The organism is Anaeromassilibacillus senegalensis (assembly GCF_001261775.1).
Lineage (GTDB): Bacteria > Bacillota > Clostridia > Oscillospirales > Acutalibacteraceae > Anaeromassilibacillus > Anaeromassilibacillus senegalensis.
In genome coordinates this window covers 233,521-252,935 of record NZ_LN868538.1, presented here as the reverse complement: position 1 = coordinate 252,935, position 19,415 = coordinate 233,521, and the positions used below count along the sequence as shown (strand labels likewise).

Genomic DNA, 19,415 nt, shown 5'->3' with positions numbered 1-19,415 from the left:
CCACAGAAAGCTTTTCCTCCGGCTGGAAGGAGAGTTTTTATGAAGCGAATTTATCTGGCGGCAATCCTCGCGTCGGTTTTGTTTCTGACGGGATGTACCGGAACAGAACCGGAAAAGAGGGCAGAACCGGAAGCGGAATTGCCAATTGTCCGCGTGCAGGTTGCAGCGTACGCAGAGCCGGAAGAATACGCGCTGGTCAGCGCGGAAGCGGACCGGATCGGCGTGGAGAAGGCGGGCGTACATATTGAGCTGGTGGCAAATGCGGACGCCGGCGGCAGCTTTTATATAAGCAACAGCGAGCCGACGGATCTGGTTTATTGCGGTTACAGCAGCTACAAGGAGTACGCGTCCAAGGGATACCTGGCGCCGCTGGACAGTGCGCTGGAAGATTGCGGTCAGGACATTGTGGAGGTGATGGGGAAACCAAAACTGGAGCTCGCCCGGCGGGATGGCGTAATATACGGCGTTCCCAAGGCGATGGGCGATATTGAGTGCGACGGCATCATGTTTGCGAAAAAATATCTGGACAAATATGGGATCGATGTCTCGCAGATCAAACGATTTGAAGATCTGGAGAATGTATTTTCTGTTATCCGGCAGCAGGAACCCGACCTGATTCCCTATGTGGCGAATGTGCCTCTCGCTCCGGTGGACACGCGATGTGTCATCGGTGACGTGCTGGCTGGCGGGATGGCAATGGTGTACTATGGCGACGATTCCCTGCGGGCGGTCAATTTGTATGAAACGCCGGAATACGAAGCGCGGGCGCGATTGCTGCGCCGATGGTATCAAAAGGGCTATCTGCAGCAGGATGTTGTGACCAATATGGAGACTGGTGTGGATCAGGTGGCGGCAGGCAATGCGTTCTGCACGCAGTTTGTCATTCGTCCGGACGAGGTCCATTATGCGAAGGCAATCTATGGAGACACCATGGAGTTTATTTCCTTTGGCGACCGGCCGCATCGGAATACCCTGAGCGACTGCATGTACCTCTGGTGCGTCAACGCACGGTCGGCGCATCCACGGGAAGCGGTCAAGGTGCTGAACCTGCTGTATACCGACAGCGACCTGACCAATCTGATCTGCTATGGATTGGAAGGGCGGCATTATGTGAAAACCGGAGACGGGCATTTTGATTACCCGCCCGGTATCAACAAAGATAACGTAACCTATACCTTTCTGGGCAAATGGCTTTTTAACGGTTCGCTGGCAAACCCGTGGACCGGAACCCCCTTGGATATTGCAGAGCAAATGAAACGATTTAATCGTTCGGCAATCGTATCCCCTGCCTATGGATTTCAATTTGACGAGGACCAGCTGCGCGGCGTAGATCTGGACGAGCTGGAAGCCGCGGCGGCCCCATACAGGCGCGGCCTGGGCTTTGGCGTATTGGACGTCGATCAGGCGCTGCCGGCGCTTTTGGAAAAGTGCAAAGCGGCCGGTGCGGACAAGCTGGTCGAGGAGACGCAGCGTCAGCTGGACCAGTGGAAGGCAAGCCGGCGCTAAGGCGGGAACGGGAAACGGTTGCGGGACAAAGAAGCACGCGGAACAATTGGAAAAGAAAAAGGAGAGACAAAAGATGAGGCATCTTTGGAAAAGAACCGTATCCCTGATGCTGGCATGCATGCTGGCGGCGGGCAGCACCGTGGCAAACGCGACCACCGGACCGGTCGGCACAACGGACATGAGCATTGCCAATACGAAGCTGGCCAAACAAATGGAACTGGAAAGCATTGTCCTGGCGCAAAATGAAAACAGCGTTTTCCCGCTGCGCACGGATAAGCCCGTGGCGGTGTTTGGCAACGGACAGATTAAGCCGTCCACCGGCGGCAGCGGCTCCGGCGCGGCAAACGGCGCGTATACAACAAACTTCCTGGACGGCATGGATAAGCTGGGCATGGAAGCGTATCCGGAGCTGCGCGCCTATTACGAAGCGCACGTGAGTCAGTCCGGCAATGTGGACCACGGCTGGGATACCGCGAAGGAGGCGCCGGACGAGTGGGGCACCCCGGTTTATTCCGGCACGGGCTTCAGCATGACGGCGGGTGTGGCGACGCCGGAAGTCAAGCTGGACGACGGCGAAGTGAAGGACGACGGCCTGGTGGCCCGCGCAGCGGAGGCCTGCGATACGGCGGTCGTGTTCCTGACCCGGACCACCGGCTCTGAGGAGATGGACCGCATCCAGCAGCCGGGCGACTGGTATCTGAACCATTCTGAGAAAGTCCTGTTGGAGCAGGTCAGCGATAAATTTGACAAAGTGGCGGTCATCATGAGCGTCAACGGCTCCATGGATATGTCCTGGGTCAAGGAGTACGGCGTGGACGGCGTCATGATTTCCTACGCGGGCGGCTCCCAGAACGGCTACGCGCTGGCGGAACTTGCGTTCGGTTACGCCAATCCCAGCGGAAAGCTGGCGGACACCATTACGGAGACTTATGAAGAACATCCCACGGTGGACAGCTTCGGCTACACCTCCTATGCGGACGCCGGGCTCGATTTTGCAAAGAACAATTCCGCGTTCGGCCCGCAGGACCCGGTTTCCCTGTACACGACGGGAATCTTTGAGGGACAGCGGTATTTTGATACCTTTGGAAAAGACGTCCTGTATCCCTTCGGCAGCGGCCTGTCCTATTCCGAGTTTGCGTTTGAGGACATGAGCGTTTCCGTAAAGGAAGGGGCAAAGGAGCTGACCGTTGAAGTCACCGTTGCAAATGTGACGGAGGACCCGGAGGCTGTCCCCGGTAAGGAGGTCGCGGAGGTATATGTCAGTGCGCCGGAGGGCGACTTGGAGCAGCCCTATCAGAAGCTGATTGACTTTGAGAAAACGAAGCTGCTGGCGGGCGGCGAATCGCAGGAAATCACATTCAACATCCCGCTTGAAGACTTTGCTTCCTACGACGAGGAACAGGCGGCCTACATTTTGGAACCGGGCAACTATTATATCCGCGTGGGCGGTTCTTCCCGCGATACGCATGTGGCGGGCTGCTTCCGTGTGGAAGAGGAACTGCTGGTGGAACAGCTCTCCAATGAACTGGTGATGTCTGAAGACGCCAAAGCGCTGTTTGAAGAAAAAGCCCTGACCACCAAAAACGCGAAGCCCATCACCTATGAGGGGGAGGAAGAAGAACTGGCCGCGGCGCGGGAAGCTGCCGCAACCGTGGACGCTTCCAACATCGATGCAAAGACACAGGCCCCGCAGCTGGAAGAGACCGTTGTGGAAGAGCTGCCGGAGGACGCGCCGGTCTATAAATACAGCGCTGTCGTGGACGGTACCATCAGCCTGCCGGAATTTGTATCCCAGATGACACAGGACGAACTGGTCATGTTCTGCTCCGGCGGTGCAACGGCGGGGATCGAGACGTATTACGCCGATGATTCCGGCATCCGCATCGACAATGTCGGGACAAAAGCGAATATTGGAACCAGCGGCGCGGGACAGTCCCGTACGGTCGAGCGTTTGGCCATTCCGTCCATGATCTATGCGGACGGTTCCGCGGGTATTTCCTACAATGCATCTGAATCCCTGGGTCTGGATAAGAATGTCGGCTGGCCCCGCGCGGCGGCAGTGGCCTGCATCTGGAACAAGAACTTGCTGAAAGAATTTGGCGAGGCCGTCGGAGAAGAAATGGTTGCCATCAATGTGGATATCTGGCTTGCGCCCAGTATCAACCTGCATCGCAACCCGCTCAACGGGCGCAACAATGAGTACTATTCCGAAGACCCGATTCTGAGCGGCATCACCGCCGCCACTGTGGCGACGGGCGTCAACGAGAGCGGCGTTACGGTCTGCCTGAAGCACTACGCCGGCAATGATCAGGAGTGGTACCGCCGTGGCCTGCAAAATGAAACAACGTTGGAAAAAGGCACCAGCCTTGACGCAATGAACGTCATCAGCACCGAGCGCGCGCTGCGTGAAGTAACCCTCAAGCCGTTTGAAATGGCGGTGAAAACCGGTGCGGTGACCAACGTCATGTCCGCGTTCAATAAGCTCAACGGCCAGTACTGTGCCGCCAGTGAAGAACTGCTGATCGACATTCTCCGCGGAGAGTGGGGCTTTGACGGTTTCGTCGTCACCGACTGGGGCGATCTGGATACCATCGCAGACCCGGATTTGGAAATGGCGGGCGGCAATGACGTCATCATGTCCGGTAAGCATGTCATGTATCGCATCCCGGATAAGATCGTGGAGGGCCTTGGAGAAAAGGGAACTGTCACCATCGAGGACATGCAGCGCAACGCTTACCACTTCCTGCGCGCCATCGGGCAGAGCGCGCTTTCCACCATGGAGGATAAGCACCAGTATGCGGAGACACTGGAAATCCGCACGACGGAGCTTCCGCTTGCAAAGGTCAACCGCGAATACGCGGAGAGAAAGGTCAATCCGCTGATTGCAGCTGGCGGCGAAGGAACCTCCTATTCCTTTTCTGTCGCGCAGGACAGCAAGGACCAGCTCCCCGAGGGCTTGACACTGCTGCCGAACGGCCGGATCACCGGCAAAGCAGCGGAAGGCCAGCAGGGCGTCTATGATATTACCTTCCAGGTAACAGACAACGAGGGCGCCGTCGCCGTGAAGGAGTTACAGCTGACGGTGGAAGGTGAACTGGAAATCGTGCCGGAAGCGCTGCCGATCGCCCGCCAGAACCAGGAGTACCGTGTGGAACTGGAAGCAAAGGACGCGGACGGCAACAAGATTGCAGGTGCAGTTTATCGTACAGAAGACCCGCTGCCCAACGGCATCACGCTTTCTGAGGACGGCGTGCTCAGCGGCAGTTCCCAGGAAGCGGAGCCGAAGCAGTTTGACATCGATGTGCAGGTAACTGCCCCGGACGGCAAAAACGGAACCGCGCATTATACCCTGCATACCATTGTGAAGTCGGTAGAAGTCAGCCTGGAAGAGCTGAGCCATGCGGAGCTGAATACAAGCTACACCTGCGACCTGCAGGCGGAAGGCGGCTTGGCCCCGTATACCTGGAAGGTGAAAGACCTCCCGTCCGGATTCGCTCTGTCCGGCAGCAGCATCAAAAGCGGCAACCTGATGTTCGGCCTGTTCTTTATCCCCGGCGTGGTGCCGGAATCTGCGGAAGGCAAATATGAGATCACCCTGATTGTCACCGACGCCCTGGGTGAAAGCAGCACCAGGGTGGTTCCGCTCGTCGTCGGAGACCCGTCTGAGAGCCAGGAGCTGCAAATTGTGACCGGCAGCCTGGAGATGGGCAACGCGAACGAAACCTATCCCACCGTGCAGTTGAAAGCCGCAAACGCGCAGGGCGATGTCAAATTCTCCGTCGATGCGTCCGGCGACCCGCTGCCCAACGGCCTGGAGCTGTCTGAAGATGGCAAACTGGAAGGCACGCTGGCCTCCGATTCCTCCGGGGTTTATCAGATCGTCATCCGTGCGGAAGACAGTGTCGCTTCTGTGACAAAGACCTTCCAGCTGTTCGTCAAGGGCCGTTTGGATTCCGATCCAATGCCCTTCAGCGTATTCACGGCAAAAGAAGGCAAGGCGTTCTCCCAGGAGATTAAGGCGCTGAATGGCCCGTTCAGCACGGACTATACCTATAAACTTGCGGCGAACAGCGATGCACTGCCGGAAGGCCTCAGCCTGACGGAAAAGAACTTTATTGGAACCATCAGCGGTACGCCGGCGGCTGGAACGGCGGGCACATACAACCTTTATCTGGAACTGGATACGCAGACCTTTGCAGGCAACCCGGTTACCAGCATCGTACCGTACACGCTCATAATTGAAGAGAATACAGACGCTCCGGAGGCTGATAAAACCCTGTTGAACAAGGTCATTGGCTATGCGGAAGAACAGATGGCATCTGAAGCGTATGAAGGGGTTCATGCGGATGTCAAAAAGGGCTTTGAAAAAGCCCTGGCCGAGGCGAAGCAGATAAGAGGCAATTCGGACGCGACCAGGGAAGAGGTACTGGAAGGCTGGACCAATCTGGTCAAATGGATCCACGCTCTGGGCATCGAGGCGGTCGACAAGTCTCTCCTGGCAGAAGCCATTGCAGAGGCGGAGCGCTATGATCTGGATCAGTATGTAGAAGCCGGAAAAGAAGCGTTTATTGCGGCGCTGCAGGAGGCGCAGGACGTCTATGCGGACGAATATGTGACCCAGCAGGAGATTGAAGCGGCGACGGAGAAACTGATGAATTCTATTCTGGAACTGCGGTTGAAGGCGAATAAAACAAATCTGGAAGAACTGTTGAAGTCTGCGAAACAGATCGACCTGACCAAGTATACAGCGAAGACCGCGACAGCCGTTCGTCAGGCGATCGCAGAGGCGGAAGCCGCCATGGCGGATGATGCCCTGAGTGAAAACGATCAGGCGTATGTGGACCAGCTTGCAAAGAATCTGGAAACGACTGTCAAGGAGCTGGAAAGGAAGACCAGCAGCTCCGGCAAGACCTCTTCCAGTTCGATACCGGCTGGAAATGCATATGGCGCGGATGGCACGGCATTCGTCACAGGCGGCACAGCGGCACAGGGCGCCTATGTCCGCTCTGACACGACGCTTCCGTTCACAGTCCGCAGAGGGCAGGCGTATTGCTTCAAGATGACAGTTGTCAATGGCGCTTCCGGTATCGTACCGAGCTTTACGGTCGGCAATGGAAACGTGTTTAAAACGCAGTTTGTCGCGCAGATTGGAAACGATTTCTATTACAGGGTCTGGGCCATCGGCGCACCGGGCCAGAGTACCGGCGTGTATACGCAATTACCCAATGGAGAGCCGCAAAAGCACTGCACAGTCACCATCGGTTAATTGAGAACATCACCGAGGTGCGTACTTGACCGCAGCTCCACGGCACAGTTACCATCAGAAATAAATGGTTATAAAACAATCCCCATGTTTTATAAATAAGCGAAGAGGTCCTCCACATTCTGGAGGACCTCTTCGCGCTTTGTTTTTTCTGTGTTGCGCCTTTAATTGCGGCCTTTGCCGATATAAAAGATGGCAATCGCACCTGGGCCGGTGTGCGCGCCGATGATTGGACCGATGTTGTTTGTGTAAATATGCTTGGTCTTATAGCGGCTCTTAATCTCTTTTTTCAGATAGGATGCATCCTCCGGGCAGTCGCCGTGGATGATGAAAACCACCTGGTCGCCGCTGTCACGGAAGTTCTTTTCCATGTGGCTCAGCAGCGTGTTCAGGGACGGCCTGCGCCCGCGAACCTTTTCCATCGGGACCAGTTTGCCCTCTTCCGTGATACGCAGAATCGGTTTAATGCCCAGCATCGTGCCGACCAGTGCCGCCGCGCCGGAAAGCCGTCCGCCGCGCTTGAGGAAGTTCAGGTCATCCACCGTAAACCAGCCGGACACCAGAAAACGCTCGCTTTGTAACCACTTGCTGAGCTGGTCGATGTCCATACCCTCATTCTTTTTCTGCACGGCATAATAGACCAGCAATCCGGTTCCGAATGTAGCAGTCAGGGAGTCGCAGACGTGAATTTTGCGTTCCGGGTATTTCTGCGCCAGCTCTTCAGCAACCAAAACGGAATTGTGAAACGTTCCGGAAAGCGCGGAGGAAAAACCGATATACAGAACATCCTGTCCATTTTGCAGGTATGATTCAAAAACTTCCGTGAAAATGGCCTGGTTGATCTGGTTGGTAGTGGCCATTTCACCCTTGCGAAGGCGGTCAAAAAAGGCCTTTGCGGTGAGTTCCCGCTCATCGGGATCATGCGTATAGCTTGTATCACCCATCTGAAAGCCCATGGGGATGACGTCGACTCCGAGTTCTTCCACCAGCTTTGGTGTCAGATCCGCACAGGCGTCCGTGATGATTTGATAGTCGTTCATACAGATCGTTTCCTTTCCTTTGGGCGGCAGCGGAAAACTGCTCAGTCTTTACTCTTTCCAAGGAAAAACAACGCGATGGTACCGGGTCCGGAATGCGAACCGATGACCGGTCCAATATAGTTGATATAGGTATTCTTTACATGAAAGCGCGATTTTACTTGTTCCGCAACATATTCTGCGTCTTCCAATGCATTTCCATGGCTGATGAAAACCGTCTGTTCTTCCGGACATTCCACCGTCTTTGCCATGTGGTCCACAAGTGCGTTCAAAGACTGCCGCCGTCCGCGAATCTTTTCCACCGGAATCAAATGGCCCTTGTCATCTACATGCAGCACGGGTTTGATGCCCAACATCGTGCCGAACATGGCCGCCGCACCGGAGACGCGTCCGCCGCGCTTGAGAAAGTTCAGATCGTCCACTGTGAACCAGTGCGCCAGCCGGTTGCGGTTGTCCATAACCCATTGGTACAGTTCATCGATGGAACGCCCGGCGTTTTTCTGCTGCACCGCGTTGTAGACCAGCAGGCCTTCTCCCATGGATGCCGCGAGAGAATCTGCAACCAGGATTTTGCGGTCCGGGTATTTTTCCGTAAGCTCCTGCGCCACCAGGCGGGAGCAGTTATATGTTCCGGAAAGTCCGGAGGAGAACCCAATATATAGAATGTCCAAGCCCTTTTGCAGGTATGGCTCAAATGTCTCTGTAAAAGTCAGGGAATTGATCTGGTTGGTAGTGGCAACCTCTCCGGCGGACAGGCGTTCGTATACCTCTTTGGTAGGAAGCTCGCGCTCGTCGGGGTACTGCAAATAGGTAGTTCCGCCCAATGTATACTCCATCGGGATTACGTGCACGTCCAGTTCCTCCACCAGCGCGGGGGTTAGGTCTGTATTGGAATCGGTAATGATTTGATAACCGCTCATAAATTCAGCTCCTTTTGTCCATAACAACTTCCATTTTGGGTCAAATGTCCATCAATGGATTATCCAATATTATACTCGATCCCAAAACGTCTGTCAAAGACTGGAACGCTGACTGGATAAAACAAAAGGCTCCTGTCAAAAACAGGAGCCTGATTTTTTAAATGAATCCCGCCTGGCCGTAATGTGCGAAATAACCTGCCTACGAAAGACAGGTGGGTGCCCGCCCAACGGTTTTCCACTCCCTTCTTCCAGCACAAGGCCGGGAGGTCTGCGGTCCGCCGCCGGAGCTAAGCTCCCGATTTAAAAGTGTAGGGTTATTTATACACAAGTCCACGCACCAGGCAGGGGGAACATTTAATCTTCTGGTTCTTCTTCGTAGAGCTCTTCAAAATGCTTTTCAAAGATTTCCGCAAGGCGGTCCAGCAGTTCTTCGTCTTCCACTTCCGCAAGCTGCTGCTCGCCGTCCTCTTCGATTGCCTCGAAGATGTAATAGGTGCCTTCCGATTCCAGCTCATCCTGCGGATCGTCAAAGGTAGGAAGCAACGCGTAGAAGCAGCCTTCATCGTTATCAATTACATCGAGGATTTCAAACTCGTGTTCTTCACCCTCGTCATCGATCAATGTAATCAGATCAGCGCCGAATTCTTCGTTCATTGGGGTCATCTCCTTTACAGATTGATCTTCGTTATTTATTTTACCTTTCCAGGAACGCTAAGTCAACAGAAATCTTTTGTTATAAAATTATCTATATATAAACGCTAAAAAGTTTAAAAAAAGTATTGACATTCACAAAAACGGGGCTTATAATATAGACAGAAACAGGGGAGAGAAAAAGAATTAAGATGCCAGATAAGTAAACGCTTTGGTGGTATTACAAAAATGGTACCATGAGAAGCAATAGGGAAAAGGCATCGGCTATTGAAAAGGTCTCTTTCATGTAAAGGTAGCTTTTAAGAGAAAGGGTGAGTCCCATGGACACAGAAAGTATACAGTTTCAAAGTGCAGTCTGTCGGGCTTGCACTTCTGAACAATAAGATCCCCAACAGTGGAAGCTGTATTCCTGAAAATTGATTAGTCTATCCTAAATAATCAATTTTATTTATTTGCAACCAATGAGATACCAGCTGTTACCAAAGTGCAAAGTATAAACAGGTTGGAAAATACAGTGTTTATCGCATAGAGGAAAAGCTGGAGAATCCAAATGAGCAACCACAGACACCGGTAACTGAAAGCAGGATAGAGCAATCGGTCAGTATTCTGGAGAAAATTGCATCGCAACACTCAAATAGTCTGTAAACCTGGAAATCTTTAAAAAAGGACAGAACGAAAGACAGGATGAGGTCTACAATCAGTATTTCGTTTTTAGAGGGGTTGTAACTGTATAACGGAGAGCCTGTAATGCCGGATTCTGAAAAGACCGGAGCGAAAACAGGAGGAAGAAAACAGCCAACCAGTCGAAAAAGAAAGCTGTAATTGAAAAACCGATAATGCCTGTAAGCTGGATTTCTTTTGAGAAGGTACAGAATAAAAGCAGAATGAAAGTGAGCGGTCCAATTGGATCAACAGGGAATTTGTAACCAGAAAGCCTAGAAGCCTGTATCGCTGGTAGAGTGAAGTACTTGTTTAGGTTGAATGCCGGAAGAAACCTGCATATAGTTTTTGAAAACGAAAAGATTGGAATAAATCGTAAGTTGAAGAGAGAACTGATGATGCAGAATTTTCTAAAGGCGATCGTTTCTAGCAAAGATCAGAGAGTAAAAAAGGACCCGCGCGGGAAATTTGATTTATTCACAAGCTGATTTTGCAAAAGAACGGTATCATTCATTATCTCGTTTTTATAAAATAACGCGAAAAGGAATGAGTCCAAAGGGCAATTGAATTTTTAGCCGACCATGAATTGAGAAAGGATACGATCTGTATTAAGAATCAACCAATGGTTTGCACAAACAAACTCCTTTATTCGGAATAGCGTGATCTATACTTTAAAACCCGGTTAACTTTTATTAAAAAGTAGTTCAGCATGAACATGAAGTATTATTTGGGTAGTTCTAAAATATAGTTTCAAACACGCGTAAGATTCCAGAATCGTGGGAAGATAAGGAATGATTCCAATGGTTCCCATGTACTAAAATTCCAAAGACCTGAAAAGGTATTTAGATAGTAAGAGGATCATAATTTGTTCGATAGCTCTGAATAAGGAAGCTCTGGTAATTAATGTTACCGGAGCTTCTGTTTTTATGTTTTCCTTTTTCTTCTATTTTGTGTACAAGTTGTGTATAATAAGGATAGGAAAAGCAGCCAAACTGAACATAGACTGTATGAAGGAGGATTCGGTATGAATCAATACGATGTCATCGTTGTCGGCGGAGGGCCGGCTGGATATACGGCGGCTCTGTACTGTGCCCGCGCGGCACTTTCCACTTTAATTATAGAAGCAATGGCACCAGGTGGACAGATGGGGACTACTGACCAAATTGACAATTACCCGGGGTTTGCAGACGGCGTAAATGGATTTGAGTTGGCCATGGAAATGCAGAAACAGGCGGAACGTTTTGGTGCAGTCAGTGTTTTTGCACAGGTTTCTTCGTTGCATTTAGACGCCCCAGTCAAAAAAATTTGTACAGAAGATGGCGAGAAATATGAGAGCAGCGCCGTGATTTTGGCACTTGGCGCTTCTCCGCGAGAACTGGGATTGCCAAACGAAAAGAACTTGCGCGGGAAAGGTGTTTCCTATTGCGCAACCTGTGATGGAATGTTTTATAAAGGAAAGACAGTTGCTGTCATTGGCGGTGGAGATACCGCGGCTGCGGATACAGTTTTTCTATCCAAGATATGCGAAAAGATCTATTTGGTGCATAGGCGCGATACGCTCAGAGCGTCAAAAGCGTACCTGAAGCCGTTGGAAAAGTGTGAAAACGTAGAGTTTGTATGGGATTCCGTCGTGGAGAAGATTTTGGAAAACGGAAAAGTAACCGGTATCCGCGTGAAAAATGTTAAGACGGAAGAGCAAAAAGAACTGACCTGCGATGGCGTTTTTATCGCAGTGGGAAATATTCCGAATACTGGACTTGTGAAAGAATCGCTCCGATTGACCCCGGCAGGATATATTGATGCAGGAGAAAGTACAGAAACAAATTTACCGGGTGTCTTTGCCGCTGGCGACGTACGTCAAAAGGTTTTGCGCCAGGTTGTAACAGCAGTTTCTGATGGCGCAGTAGCCGCGCACATGACAGAAGAGTATCTTACCAAAAAATAAATTGACAGTTTGGCGATGAAAAACCCTGACGATACAGCAGTGATAGGACTGTTTTATCGTCAGGGTTTTCTTTGTGTGGCTTGAAAGATAGGGTATACAGCCCAAGCGACTTAATGTTTGATAGAAATTTTAGGACCAAAACTGTAAAAATTGCAAAATAAAATATTATTCTGTCATTAATAGGGTGAATATGTTATACTTGTACCAGAATATTCCTGAAATCAGGAGGTGAAATCGTGTATATAGCCCATATAAATACAAACGATGGGACAGAACAGAGCATTTTACAACATTCACAGGAAACAGCAGAATTGGCGGAGCAGTTTGCAGACTGTTTTGGCGACGGGGAATATGGAGCGCTCTGTGCGCTGTTGCATGATGCGGGAAAGTATACCGAAGCGTTTCAAAAACGAATCCATGGCGCCAATATCCATGTGGACCATTCCACCGCCGGTGCACAAATTGTTAATAAGATGATACCGGGTATGGGAATGTGGTTGGCCTATTGCATTGCAGGCCACCATGGAGGGCTGCCAAACGGAGGCAATCCCACGGATACGCAGGCAGAGGCGACCCTATGTGGCCGTTTGAAACGCAAAGTCGAAGACTACAGCGCTTTTTACGATGAAAATACACTGCCGCCGCTGCCCCAAAAACAGCCCTTCCAGCCGCTCTATAAGGCGGGCTTTTCCATATCCTTTTTTATCCGTATGCTGTATTCCTGTCTGGTGGATGCGGATTTTCTCGATACAGAAACCTTTATGAAAGGCGGCCATACAGGACGCGTGCAAAGTCAGGTTTCATTGGAGTACCTGAGGGATAAATTGGATCAGAAGCTGAAAACCTTTGCGGGAGCCACGAAACCCATCCACATTAAGAGAAATGAGATTTTACAAAACTGTCTGGAGGCTGCCGATTCAGACAGAGGGTTGTTTTCACTTACTGTCCCGACAGGCGGGGGAAAAACATGGTCATCCCTTGCCTTTGCGCTGCGGCATGCAATACGCAACAGAATGGACCGTGTGATCTACGTTATCCCCTATACCAGCATTATCGAACAGAACGCAGGCGAATTTAAATCCGTTTTGGGAGAAGAAAATGTTTTGGAACACCACTCCAACTTTGATTTTGAAGAAGACCGGGAAAATGATGTGCTAAAAGTACAAAAGCTGGCGGCGGAAAATTGGGATATGCCCGTGATTGTTACGACGAATGTGCAGTTTTTTGAATCCTTGTTTGCCTGTAAATCATCCCGATGCCGGAAGCTGCACAGTATAGCGAACAGTGTGGTGGTATTTGATGAGGCGCAGATGCTGCCGACAGAATACTTATTACCCTGTGTCAGAGCCATTGCGGAATTGGTGGCGAATTACCGATGTACGGCGGTTCTGTGCAGCGCGACGCAGCCGGCGTTGCAGCCCTTTTTCCCACCGAATATGCCAATGCAGGAAATCTGTAAAAATACTCGGGAACTGTACGACTTTTTCCGGCGGACACGATTGATCTATCGGGGAGCGATGTATAACCAAATGCTCGCGGAAGAGATGGGACAGGCCCAGCAGGCGCTATGTATTGTGGACAACCGGAAGCAGGCGCGGGATTTGTATCAGTTGCTGGAAGGGGATAGATGCTACCATCTTTCCACTTTGATGTATCCGATGCACCGTAAGAGGGTGATTGCGGAGATAAAATCGCGCTTAAAAGAGGGAAAACCCTGCAAAGTGGTCGCGACGCGGTTGATCGAAGCGGGCGTGGATGTGGATTTCCCCGTGGTATACCGTGCAATGGCAGGTCTGGATTCTCTGGTGCAGGCGGCGGGCCGATGTAACCGCGAGGGAAAAAGAGGAATCAGCGATGTGTTTGTATTTGATCCGGAAGAACAATATGCCAATCGACCACATGCACAGGGACGGCCGTTGAAAGCGGCGCAATTTGTGATGCGCCATCATGAAGACCTGTCGTCTCCGGAAGCGATCCATGCGTATTTTACTGAACTGTATAAAGTAGAGGGGCCGGAGGGCTTGGATATACCCCAAATTGTGGATGAACTGGAGTCCAGCCGGACTGAATTTGGATTTTTATGTAATTTTCCAGAAATAGCGAAAAAATTCAAGATGATCAAAGAAAATACTGTTCCTGTCATTATCGCCAAAGAAGAGCGCGTAAAGCAATGGGTTCAGGAACTTGCGAAGGGGCCGAACCGCGATTTACTGCGTCGCTTGCAGCCCTATGCTGCAATAACATATCAGCAGGAATTTGACTGTTTGCGAGACGCCGGAGCCATTACATATATTTGTGGAAAAACCGCAGTCTTACTAAACGATGAAAGATATAGTGAGCAACTCGGGTTGGATGCCCTGGCATCCAGTGGAATCGGAATTATAACATAAAGGGGGACTTGATTTGGGATATGGCATTAAATTGAAAGTTTGGGGCAAATATGCGCTTTTTACCCGCCCCGAAATGAAGGTGGAACGCGTCAGTTATGATGTGATCACTCCTTCCGCCGCAAGAGGTATCATAGAGGCGATTTACTGGAAACCGGCGATTAAATGGAAAGTTGACAGGATTCAGGTGTGCAGAAAAATTTCGTTTACCAACGTCAGAAGAAACGAAGTAGGGTGTAAAATATCGGCTCGGAATGTCCGATCGGTTATGGAAGGCGCGAATAAACCTTTGTATATTGATACTTCGTCGGAAATCCAACAGCGAGCTTCTATGTTGTTACAGGACGTCTGCTACATCATTGAAGCACATTTTGAAATGACGCAGCAGGCGGGAGAACGTGATACGCCGGAAAAGCATTACGCAATTGCGGCGCGCCGGATGCGGAATGGACAATGCTATCATATGCCGTGCTTCGGTTGCCGGGAATTCCCTGCGCATTTTCGTCTGGTGGAAGAGGACGAGCCGGAGCCGTTGGGCATCCCGGAGAGCCGGGATTTGGGATATATGTTGTACGACATGGACTACAGTGATTCCCAAAATATTCAGCCGGTCTTTTTCCGTGCCAGAATGGAAAACGGCGTAATTGATTTACGTGACTGTGAGGTGGTACGATGATTTTGCAGTCGTTGGTGCGTTACTATGAAATTTTGGCGGAGAACGACGAGTGTGACATTGCCAGCCCAGGATATTCCTCAGCAAAGATATCTTTTGCAGTCAACCTATCTGCCCAAGGAGAGCTCTTGGGTTTGATTCCCTTGAAAAAGAGCGTTTTGCGCGGAAAAAAGACCGTGGAAATTCCAAGGCCGATGAAAGTGCCGGAGCAGGAAAAGAAGACGGTAGGCGTTAAGTCCAATTTTTTATGTGAGAATGCCGCCTACATTTTTGGAATTGACAGTAAGGGAAAGCCGGAGCGAGCCCTAAAGTGTTTTCAGGAGTTTCAAAGGCGGCACCGGGAAATTTTACAGGATGTGGATTGTCTTGAAGCGAAGGCTTTGTTGCAGTTTATTGAGCAATGGAATCCGGAGCAGGCAGCGCAATCTCCGGTGCTTGAGCCATATATGGATGAATTGCTTTCGGGTGCATTTTTGATCTTTAAATTGGACGGAGGTGCATATTTACATCAGGTACCAGCGATTCAGTGTGCGTGGGAAACGAACAAAAATGCAGAAAAAAGCGGTGCGCAGATGCAGTGTCTGGTCACTGGCAAGCAACAACCTATTGCAAGACTGCACCCCAGTATTAAAGGTGTAAAGGGCGCTCAATCTATGGGTGCGTCTATCGTATCCTTTAATGGCCCAGCATATGAATCTTATGGACGAGAAAAAAGTCGGAATGAAGGCCAAGGATTAAATGCACCTGTCAGTCAATATGCGACCTTTGCATATACCACGGTTTTAAACTATCTTTTAGCGGATGAAAAACACCGGATCGTTTTGGGCGATACCACCGTTGTCTATTGGGCGGAAAGCTCTCAGCCGATTTATCAGGATGTCTTTGGCGGCTATTTCTCTCCTGCTCCAACGTCAATAGATGAAAAGCAGGTCCAGAGTAAAGGGGCAGAGTTTCTGGTTAAAAGTGTAGTAGAAAAATTGCTGCGTGGCCAAAATATTGCTGATTTTTCGGATATTTTAAATCCTAAGACAGATTTTTATATCTTGGGCCTTGCCCCTAACGCGGCGCGCCTTTCCATTCGTTTTTTCCTGCACAATACCTTCGGGAGCTTTATTGAAAATATGCAGCAGCACTATAAACGTCTGGAACTGGAGCATGCGGCGTATGAAAGAGAGATCATTTCCATTAGAGAAATGTTGGAGGAAACCGTATCAGAAAATGCGACAGATAAAAGCGCTTCTCCCCTTTTGGCTGGGGCGGTTTCCCGTGCAGTTTTAATGGGGCAGAATTATCCCGCGCTGCTGATGAATGCCGTTATGCTGCGAATTCGTGCGGAGCATGAGGCAAGCTATAGAAAAACGGCAACCATTAAAGCATATCTATTGAAAAATTTTAAAGGGTATCAGGAGGAATGTAAAGTGGCTTTAAATGAAGAAAGCAATAACAAGGCATATGTTTTAGGCCGATTGTTCGCTGTTTTGGAAAAAGTACAGCAGGATGCGAATCCTGGGATCAACGCAACGATCCGGGATCGCTATTTTACCTCTGCCTGTGCAACGCCGGGCGCAGTTTTTCCAGTGCTTTTGCGGCTTTCGCAGCACCACATCGCCAAAGCGGCGTATGGTGGTGTCAGTGACAAACGCATTGAGCAGCTTTTACAAAAACTGGACGTAGAAAATGATCCGATTCCTGTTCACTTGTCTTTGAACGAGCAGGGTGTATTCATTTTGGGATACTATCACCAGAAAAATGCAAACTATAAAAAGAAAGAGGGAACTGAAAATGAGTGAACCGATTTGCAACCGCTATGAATTTGTAATCCTGTTTGACGTGGAAAACGGAAATCCCAACGGAGACCCCGACGCCGGAAATATGCCGCGTATTGATCCGGAAACCGGTCATGGCATCGTTACAGATGTATGCCTTAAACGCAAGATCCGCAACTACATAGAAACCGTCAAGGAAGATGAACCGGGTTATAAAATTTATATTAAGGACAATGTGCCTCTGAATGCAAGCGATGAAACTGCGTTTGAAATGCTGCAAATTGATCCTAAGAATATTAAAGAAGCCAAAAAGAACCGTGAAAATCTGGATTTGGAAATCCGTGACTTTATGTGCAAAAACTTTTTTGATATCCGGACCTTTGGTGCGGTTATGACCACCTTTGTAAAAGCAAAACTGAACTGCGGCCAGGTTCGAGGTCCGGTGCAGCTGACCTTTGCCAGAAGCATCGACCCGGTTGTACAGCAGGAGGTTACCATTACCCGTGTGGCAATTACGACCAAAGAAGACGCGGAAAAAAAGGGAACGGAGATGGGAAGAAAGTATGTGATTCCCTATGCGCTTTATCGTGCAGAAGGATTTATTTCTGCCAATTTGGCCCGGAAAGTCACCGGTTTTTCCGAAGAAGACTTAGAACTGTTTTGGAATGCAGTTGTCAATATGTTTGAGCACGACCATGCCGCGGCTCGTGGAAAAATGACCGTGCGCGAGTTGATTGTTTTCCGCCATGAGAGCGAGCTGGGGAACGCTCCGTCATATAAGCTGTTTGATACGGTATCCGTTAAGCGGAAAGAGAGCGTACAAATCGCCAGGCAGTATCAGGACTACGAGATTGCGGTGGATACGGCGGTATTACCGGAGGGAGTCAGTTGCGTCAGGATGGTGTGATATGGCGTATCGTGAGGAAGAGTTTCTAAACATTGCGGGAATTCAGCATTTTTCCTATTGTCGCAGGCAATGGGCATTGATCCATATTGAACAGCAATGGCAGGAAAACATCTGGACAGTAGAAGGCAGCATTATGCATGAAAAGGCGCACGATGCGCTGTTTACCGAAAAACGCGGAGACGTGTTGATATCCCGAGGTATGGCGGTGTTTTCCGGGACATTGGGCGTCAACGGCGTTTGCGATGTAGTAGAGTTGCATGCATCTCCCGATGGAATTCCCATCTTTGGAAGGGATGGAAAATGGCGTCCTGTGCCAGTGGAATACAAAAGGGGAAAACCGAAGGAAAACGACGCGGATCGTCTGCAGTTATGTTGTCAGGCAATGTGTCTGGAAGAAATGCTGGGCTGCGACATTCCAGAAGCTTCGCTGTTCTATGGAGAAACAAATAGGAGAAACAAGGTGCCCTTAGACCAGGAACTGCGTGACAAGGTACAGGCAATACTGTTGGAAATGCATGCGCTTTATAACCGAGGACATACGCCAAAGGTAAAACCCGGTGCGAACTGCAAAGCATGTTCACTGGCGGATTTGTGTTTGCCCAAAATGATGAAGCAGACGACCGTTGCGGCCTATCTGGATAAAAAGTTGCGGGAGGACACCGTATGAAAAAACTGGGAAATACAATTTTTGTAACCACTCCGGAAACCTATTTAGCGCTGGACGGTGAAAATATTGTAATACGAAAGGACTCTGTAGAGTTAAAACGTGTTCCACTCCATAATCTGGAGGGAATTGTTGCGTTTGGTTATACGGGAGCCAGCCCCGCTTTGATGGGAGCTTGTGCAAAACGAAACATTGCACTCAGTTTTTTAACGTCTCACGGACGTTTTTTAGCTCGTATTACAGGAGAAGAATACGGCAATGTTCTGCTGCGAAAAACGCAGTACCGTTTGTCAGACAGTGTTGTGGCAAGTACGGAGATTGGGAGCCATTTTATAATTGGAAAACTATACAATGCCTGGTGGATTCTAGAGCGTGCAATACGTGACCATGCGCTCCGTCTGGACATAGAAAAAATGAGACGTGTGGCACAGTTTTTGAAGACATCCATAGAGCAGATACAGCAGGCAAAAAATTTGGATGAGTTGCGGGGCTATGAGGGAGAAGCGGCAACACAGTATTTCAGTGTATTTGATGATTTGATATTACAGCAGAAGGAAAGCTTCTATTTCCACGGCAGAAATAGCCGCCCGCCGCTGGACTATGTAAATGCGTTGCTTTCGTTTGTGTATACACTCCTGACACACGATACCGCGGCTGCTTTACAGGCGGTCGGTTTGGACCCATATGTGGGGTTTGTCCACAGAGACCACCCGGGCAGGGTGTCGTTGGAGCTGGACCTGATGGAAGAATTGCGTCCCGTAATGGCGGACCGTTTTGTCATATCCTTAATCAATAAAAAAGAGGTCAAACCATCGGACTTTGTGCGAAAGGAAAACGGCGCGATTTTGATGGAAGATGACGTTCGAAGAACCATTTTGACAAAGTGGCGGACCAAAAAGCAGGAAATAATATCGCATCCATATTTAAATGAAAAAATCCAATGGGGTTTGGTTCCCTATGTACAAGCAATGCTGTTGGCACGTTATCTCCGCGGAGATTTAGATGCATATCCACCGTTCTTGTGGAAGTAGGTGAA

At 49.9% G+C, this 19,415-nt stretch carries 12 protein-coding genes and 1 other RNA gene; 9 read left to right on the top strand and 4 right to left on the bottom strand.

Annotation, left to right across the window (positions count from 1 at the left end):
• The first annotated feature begins 39 nt into the window (after positions 1–39).
• The gene (locus BN2106_RS11510; RefSeq protein WP_050698736.1) at positions 40–1,506 is read left to right on the top strand and encodes an ABC transporter substrate-binding protein; all 1,467 of its coding nucleotides are present in this window, start codon (positions 40–42) and stop codon (positions 1,504–1,506) included.
• A gap of 73 nt (positions 1,507–1,579) precedes the next feature.
• On the top strand, positions 1,580–6,772 hold the full coding sequence (locus BN2106_RS11505; RefSeq protein WP_050698735.1) for a putative Ig domain-containing protein: 5,193 nt from the start codon (positions 1,580–1,582) through the stop codon (positions 6,770–6,772).
• Between the two features lie 161 nt (positions 6,773–6,933).
• Here BN2106_RS11505 and BN2106_RS11500 read toward each other — a convergent pair whose 3' ends face one another.
• From BN2106_RS11500 to BN2106_RS11490, 4 genes are all read right to left on the bottom strand, one after another.
• A complete protein-coding gene (locus tag BN2106_RS11500) occupies positions 6,934–7,809 on the bottom strand; it encodes a DegV family protein (protein ID WP_050698734.1) in 876 nt (291 codons plus the stop codon).
• Positions 7,810–7,850: 41 nt separating this feature from the next.
• On the bottom strand, positions 7,851–8,726 hold the full coding sequence (locus tag BN2106_RS11495; RefSeq protein ID WP_050698733.1) for a DegV family protein: 876 nt from the start codon (positions 8,724–8,726) through the stop codon (positions 7,851–7,853).
• A gap of 161 nt (positions 8,727–8,887) precedes the next feature.
• Positions 8,888–9,077, bottom strand: a non-coding RNA gene (gene ssrS, locus BN2106_RS15635) — 6S RNA.
• A 3-nt stretch (positions 9,078–9,080) separates the two neighbouring features.
• Positions 9,081–9,380, bottom strand: a complete 300-nt coding sequence (locus BN2106_RS11490) for a DUF1292 domain-containing protein (RefSeq protein WP_050698732.1) — start codon at positions 9,378–9,380, stop codon at positions 9,081–9,083.
• Positions 9,381–11,061: 1,681 nt separating this feature from the next.
• Between BN2106_RS11490 and trxB the strand changes: the two genes are divergently transcribed.
• The 7 genes from trxB (at position 11,062) to cas1c (ending at position 19,410) form a co-directional block, all read left to right on the top strand.
• The gene (gene trxB / locus BN2106_RS11480) at positions 11,062–11,982 is read left to right on the top strand and encodes a thioredoxin-disulfide reductase (protein ID WP_050698730.1); all 921 of its coding nucleotides are present in this window, start codon (positions 11,062–11,064) and stop codon (positions 11,980–11,982) included.
• Positions 11,983–12,218: 236 nt separating this feature from the next.
• A complete protein-coding gene (locus BN2106_RS11475) occupies positions 12,219–14,372 on the top strand; it encodes a CRISPR-associated helicase/endonuclease Cas3 (RefSeq protein ID WP_050698729.1) in 2,154 nt (717 codons plus the stop codon).
• A 13-nt stretch (positions 14,373–14,385) separates the two neighbouring features.
• Positions 14,386–15,045 carry a type I-C CRISPR-associated protein Cas5c gene (gene cas5c, locus BN2106_RS11470; RefSeq protein ID WP_050698728.1) on the top strand — a complete coding sequence of 220 codons (660 nt, stop codon included), beginning with the start codon at positions 14,386–14,388 and terminating at the stop codon, positions 15,043–15,045.
• A complete protein-coding gene (gene cas8c, locus BN2106_RS11465) occupies positions 15,042–16,832 on the top strand; it encodes a type I-C CRISPR-associated protein Cas8c/Csd1 (protein ID WP_050698727.1) in 1,791 nt (596 codons plus the stop codon). Before cas5c ends, cas8c begins: the two co-directional genes overlap by 4 nt.
• The gene (gene cas7c / locus BN2106_RS11460) at positions 16,825–17,715 is read left to right on the top strand and encodes a type I-C CRISPR-associated protein Cas7/Csd2 (RefSeq protein WP_050698726.1); all 891 of its coding nucleotides are present in this window, start codon (positions 16,825–16,827) and stop codon (positions 17,713–17,715) included. The genes cas8c and cas7c overlap by 8 nt, the downstream gene beginning before the upstream one ends.
• A gap of 1 nt (position 17,716) precedes the next feature.
• Positions 17,717–18,382 (top strand): CRISPR-associated protein Cas4, encoded by a 666-nt coding sequence (cas4, locus tag BN2106_RS11455; RefSeq protein ID WP_050698725.1) that lies wholly within the window; start codon positions 17,717–17,719, stop codon positions 18,380–18,382.
• A complete protein-coding gene (gene cas1c / locus BN2106_RS11450) occupies positions 18,379–19,410 on the top strand; it encodes a type I-C CRISPR-associated endonuclease Cas1c (RefSeq protein ID WP_050698724.1) in 1,032 nt (343 codons plus the stop codon). The genes cas4 and cas1c overlap by 4 nt, the downstream gene beginning before the upstream one ends.
• The last annotated feature ends 5 nt before the right edge of the window (positions 19,411–19,415 follow it).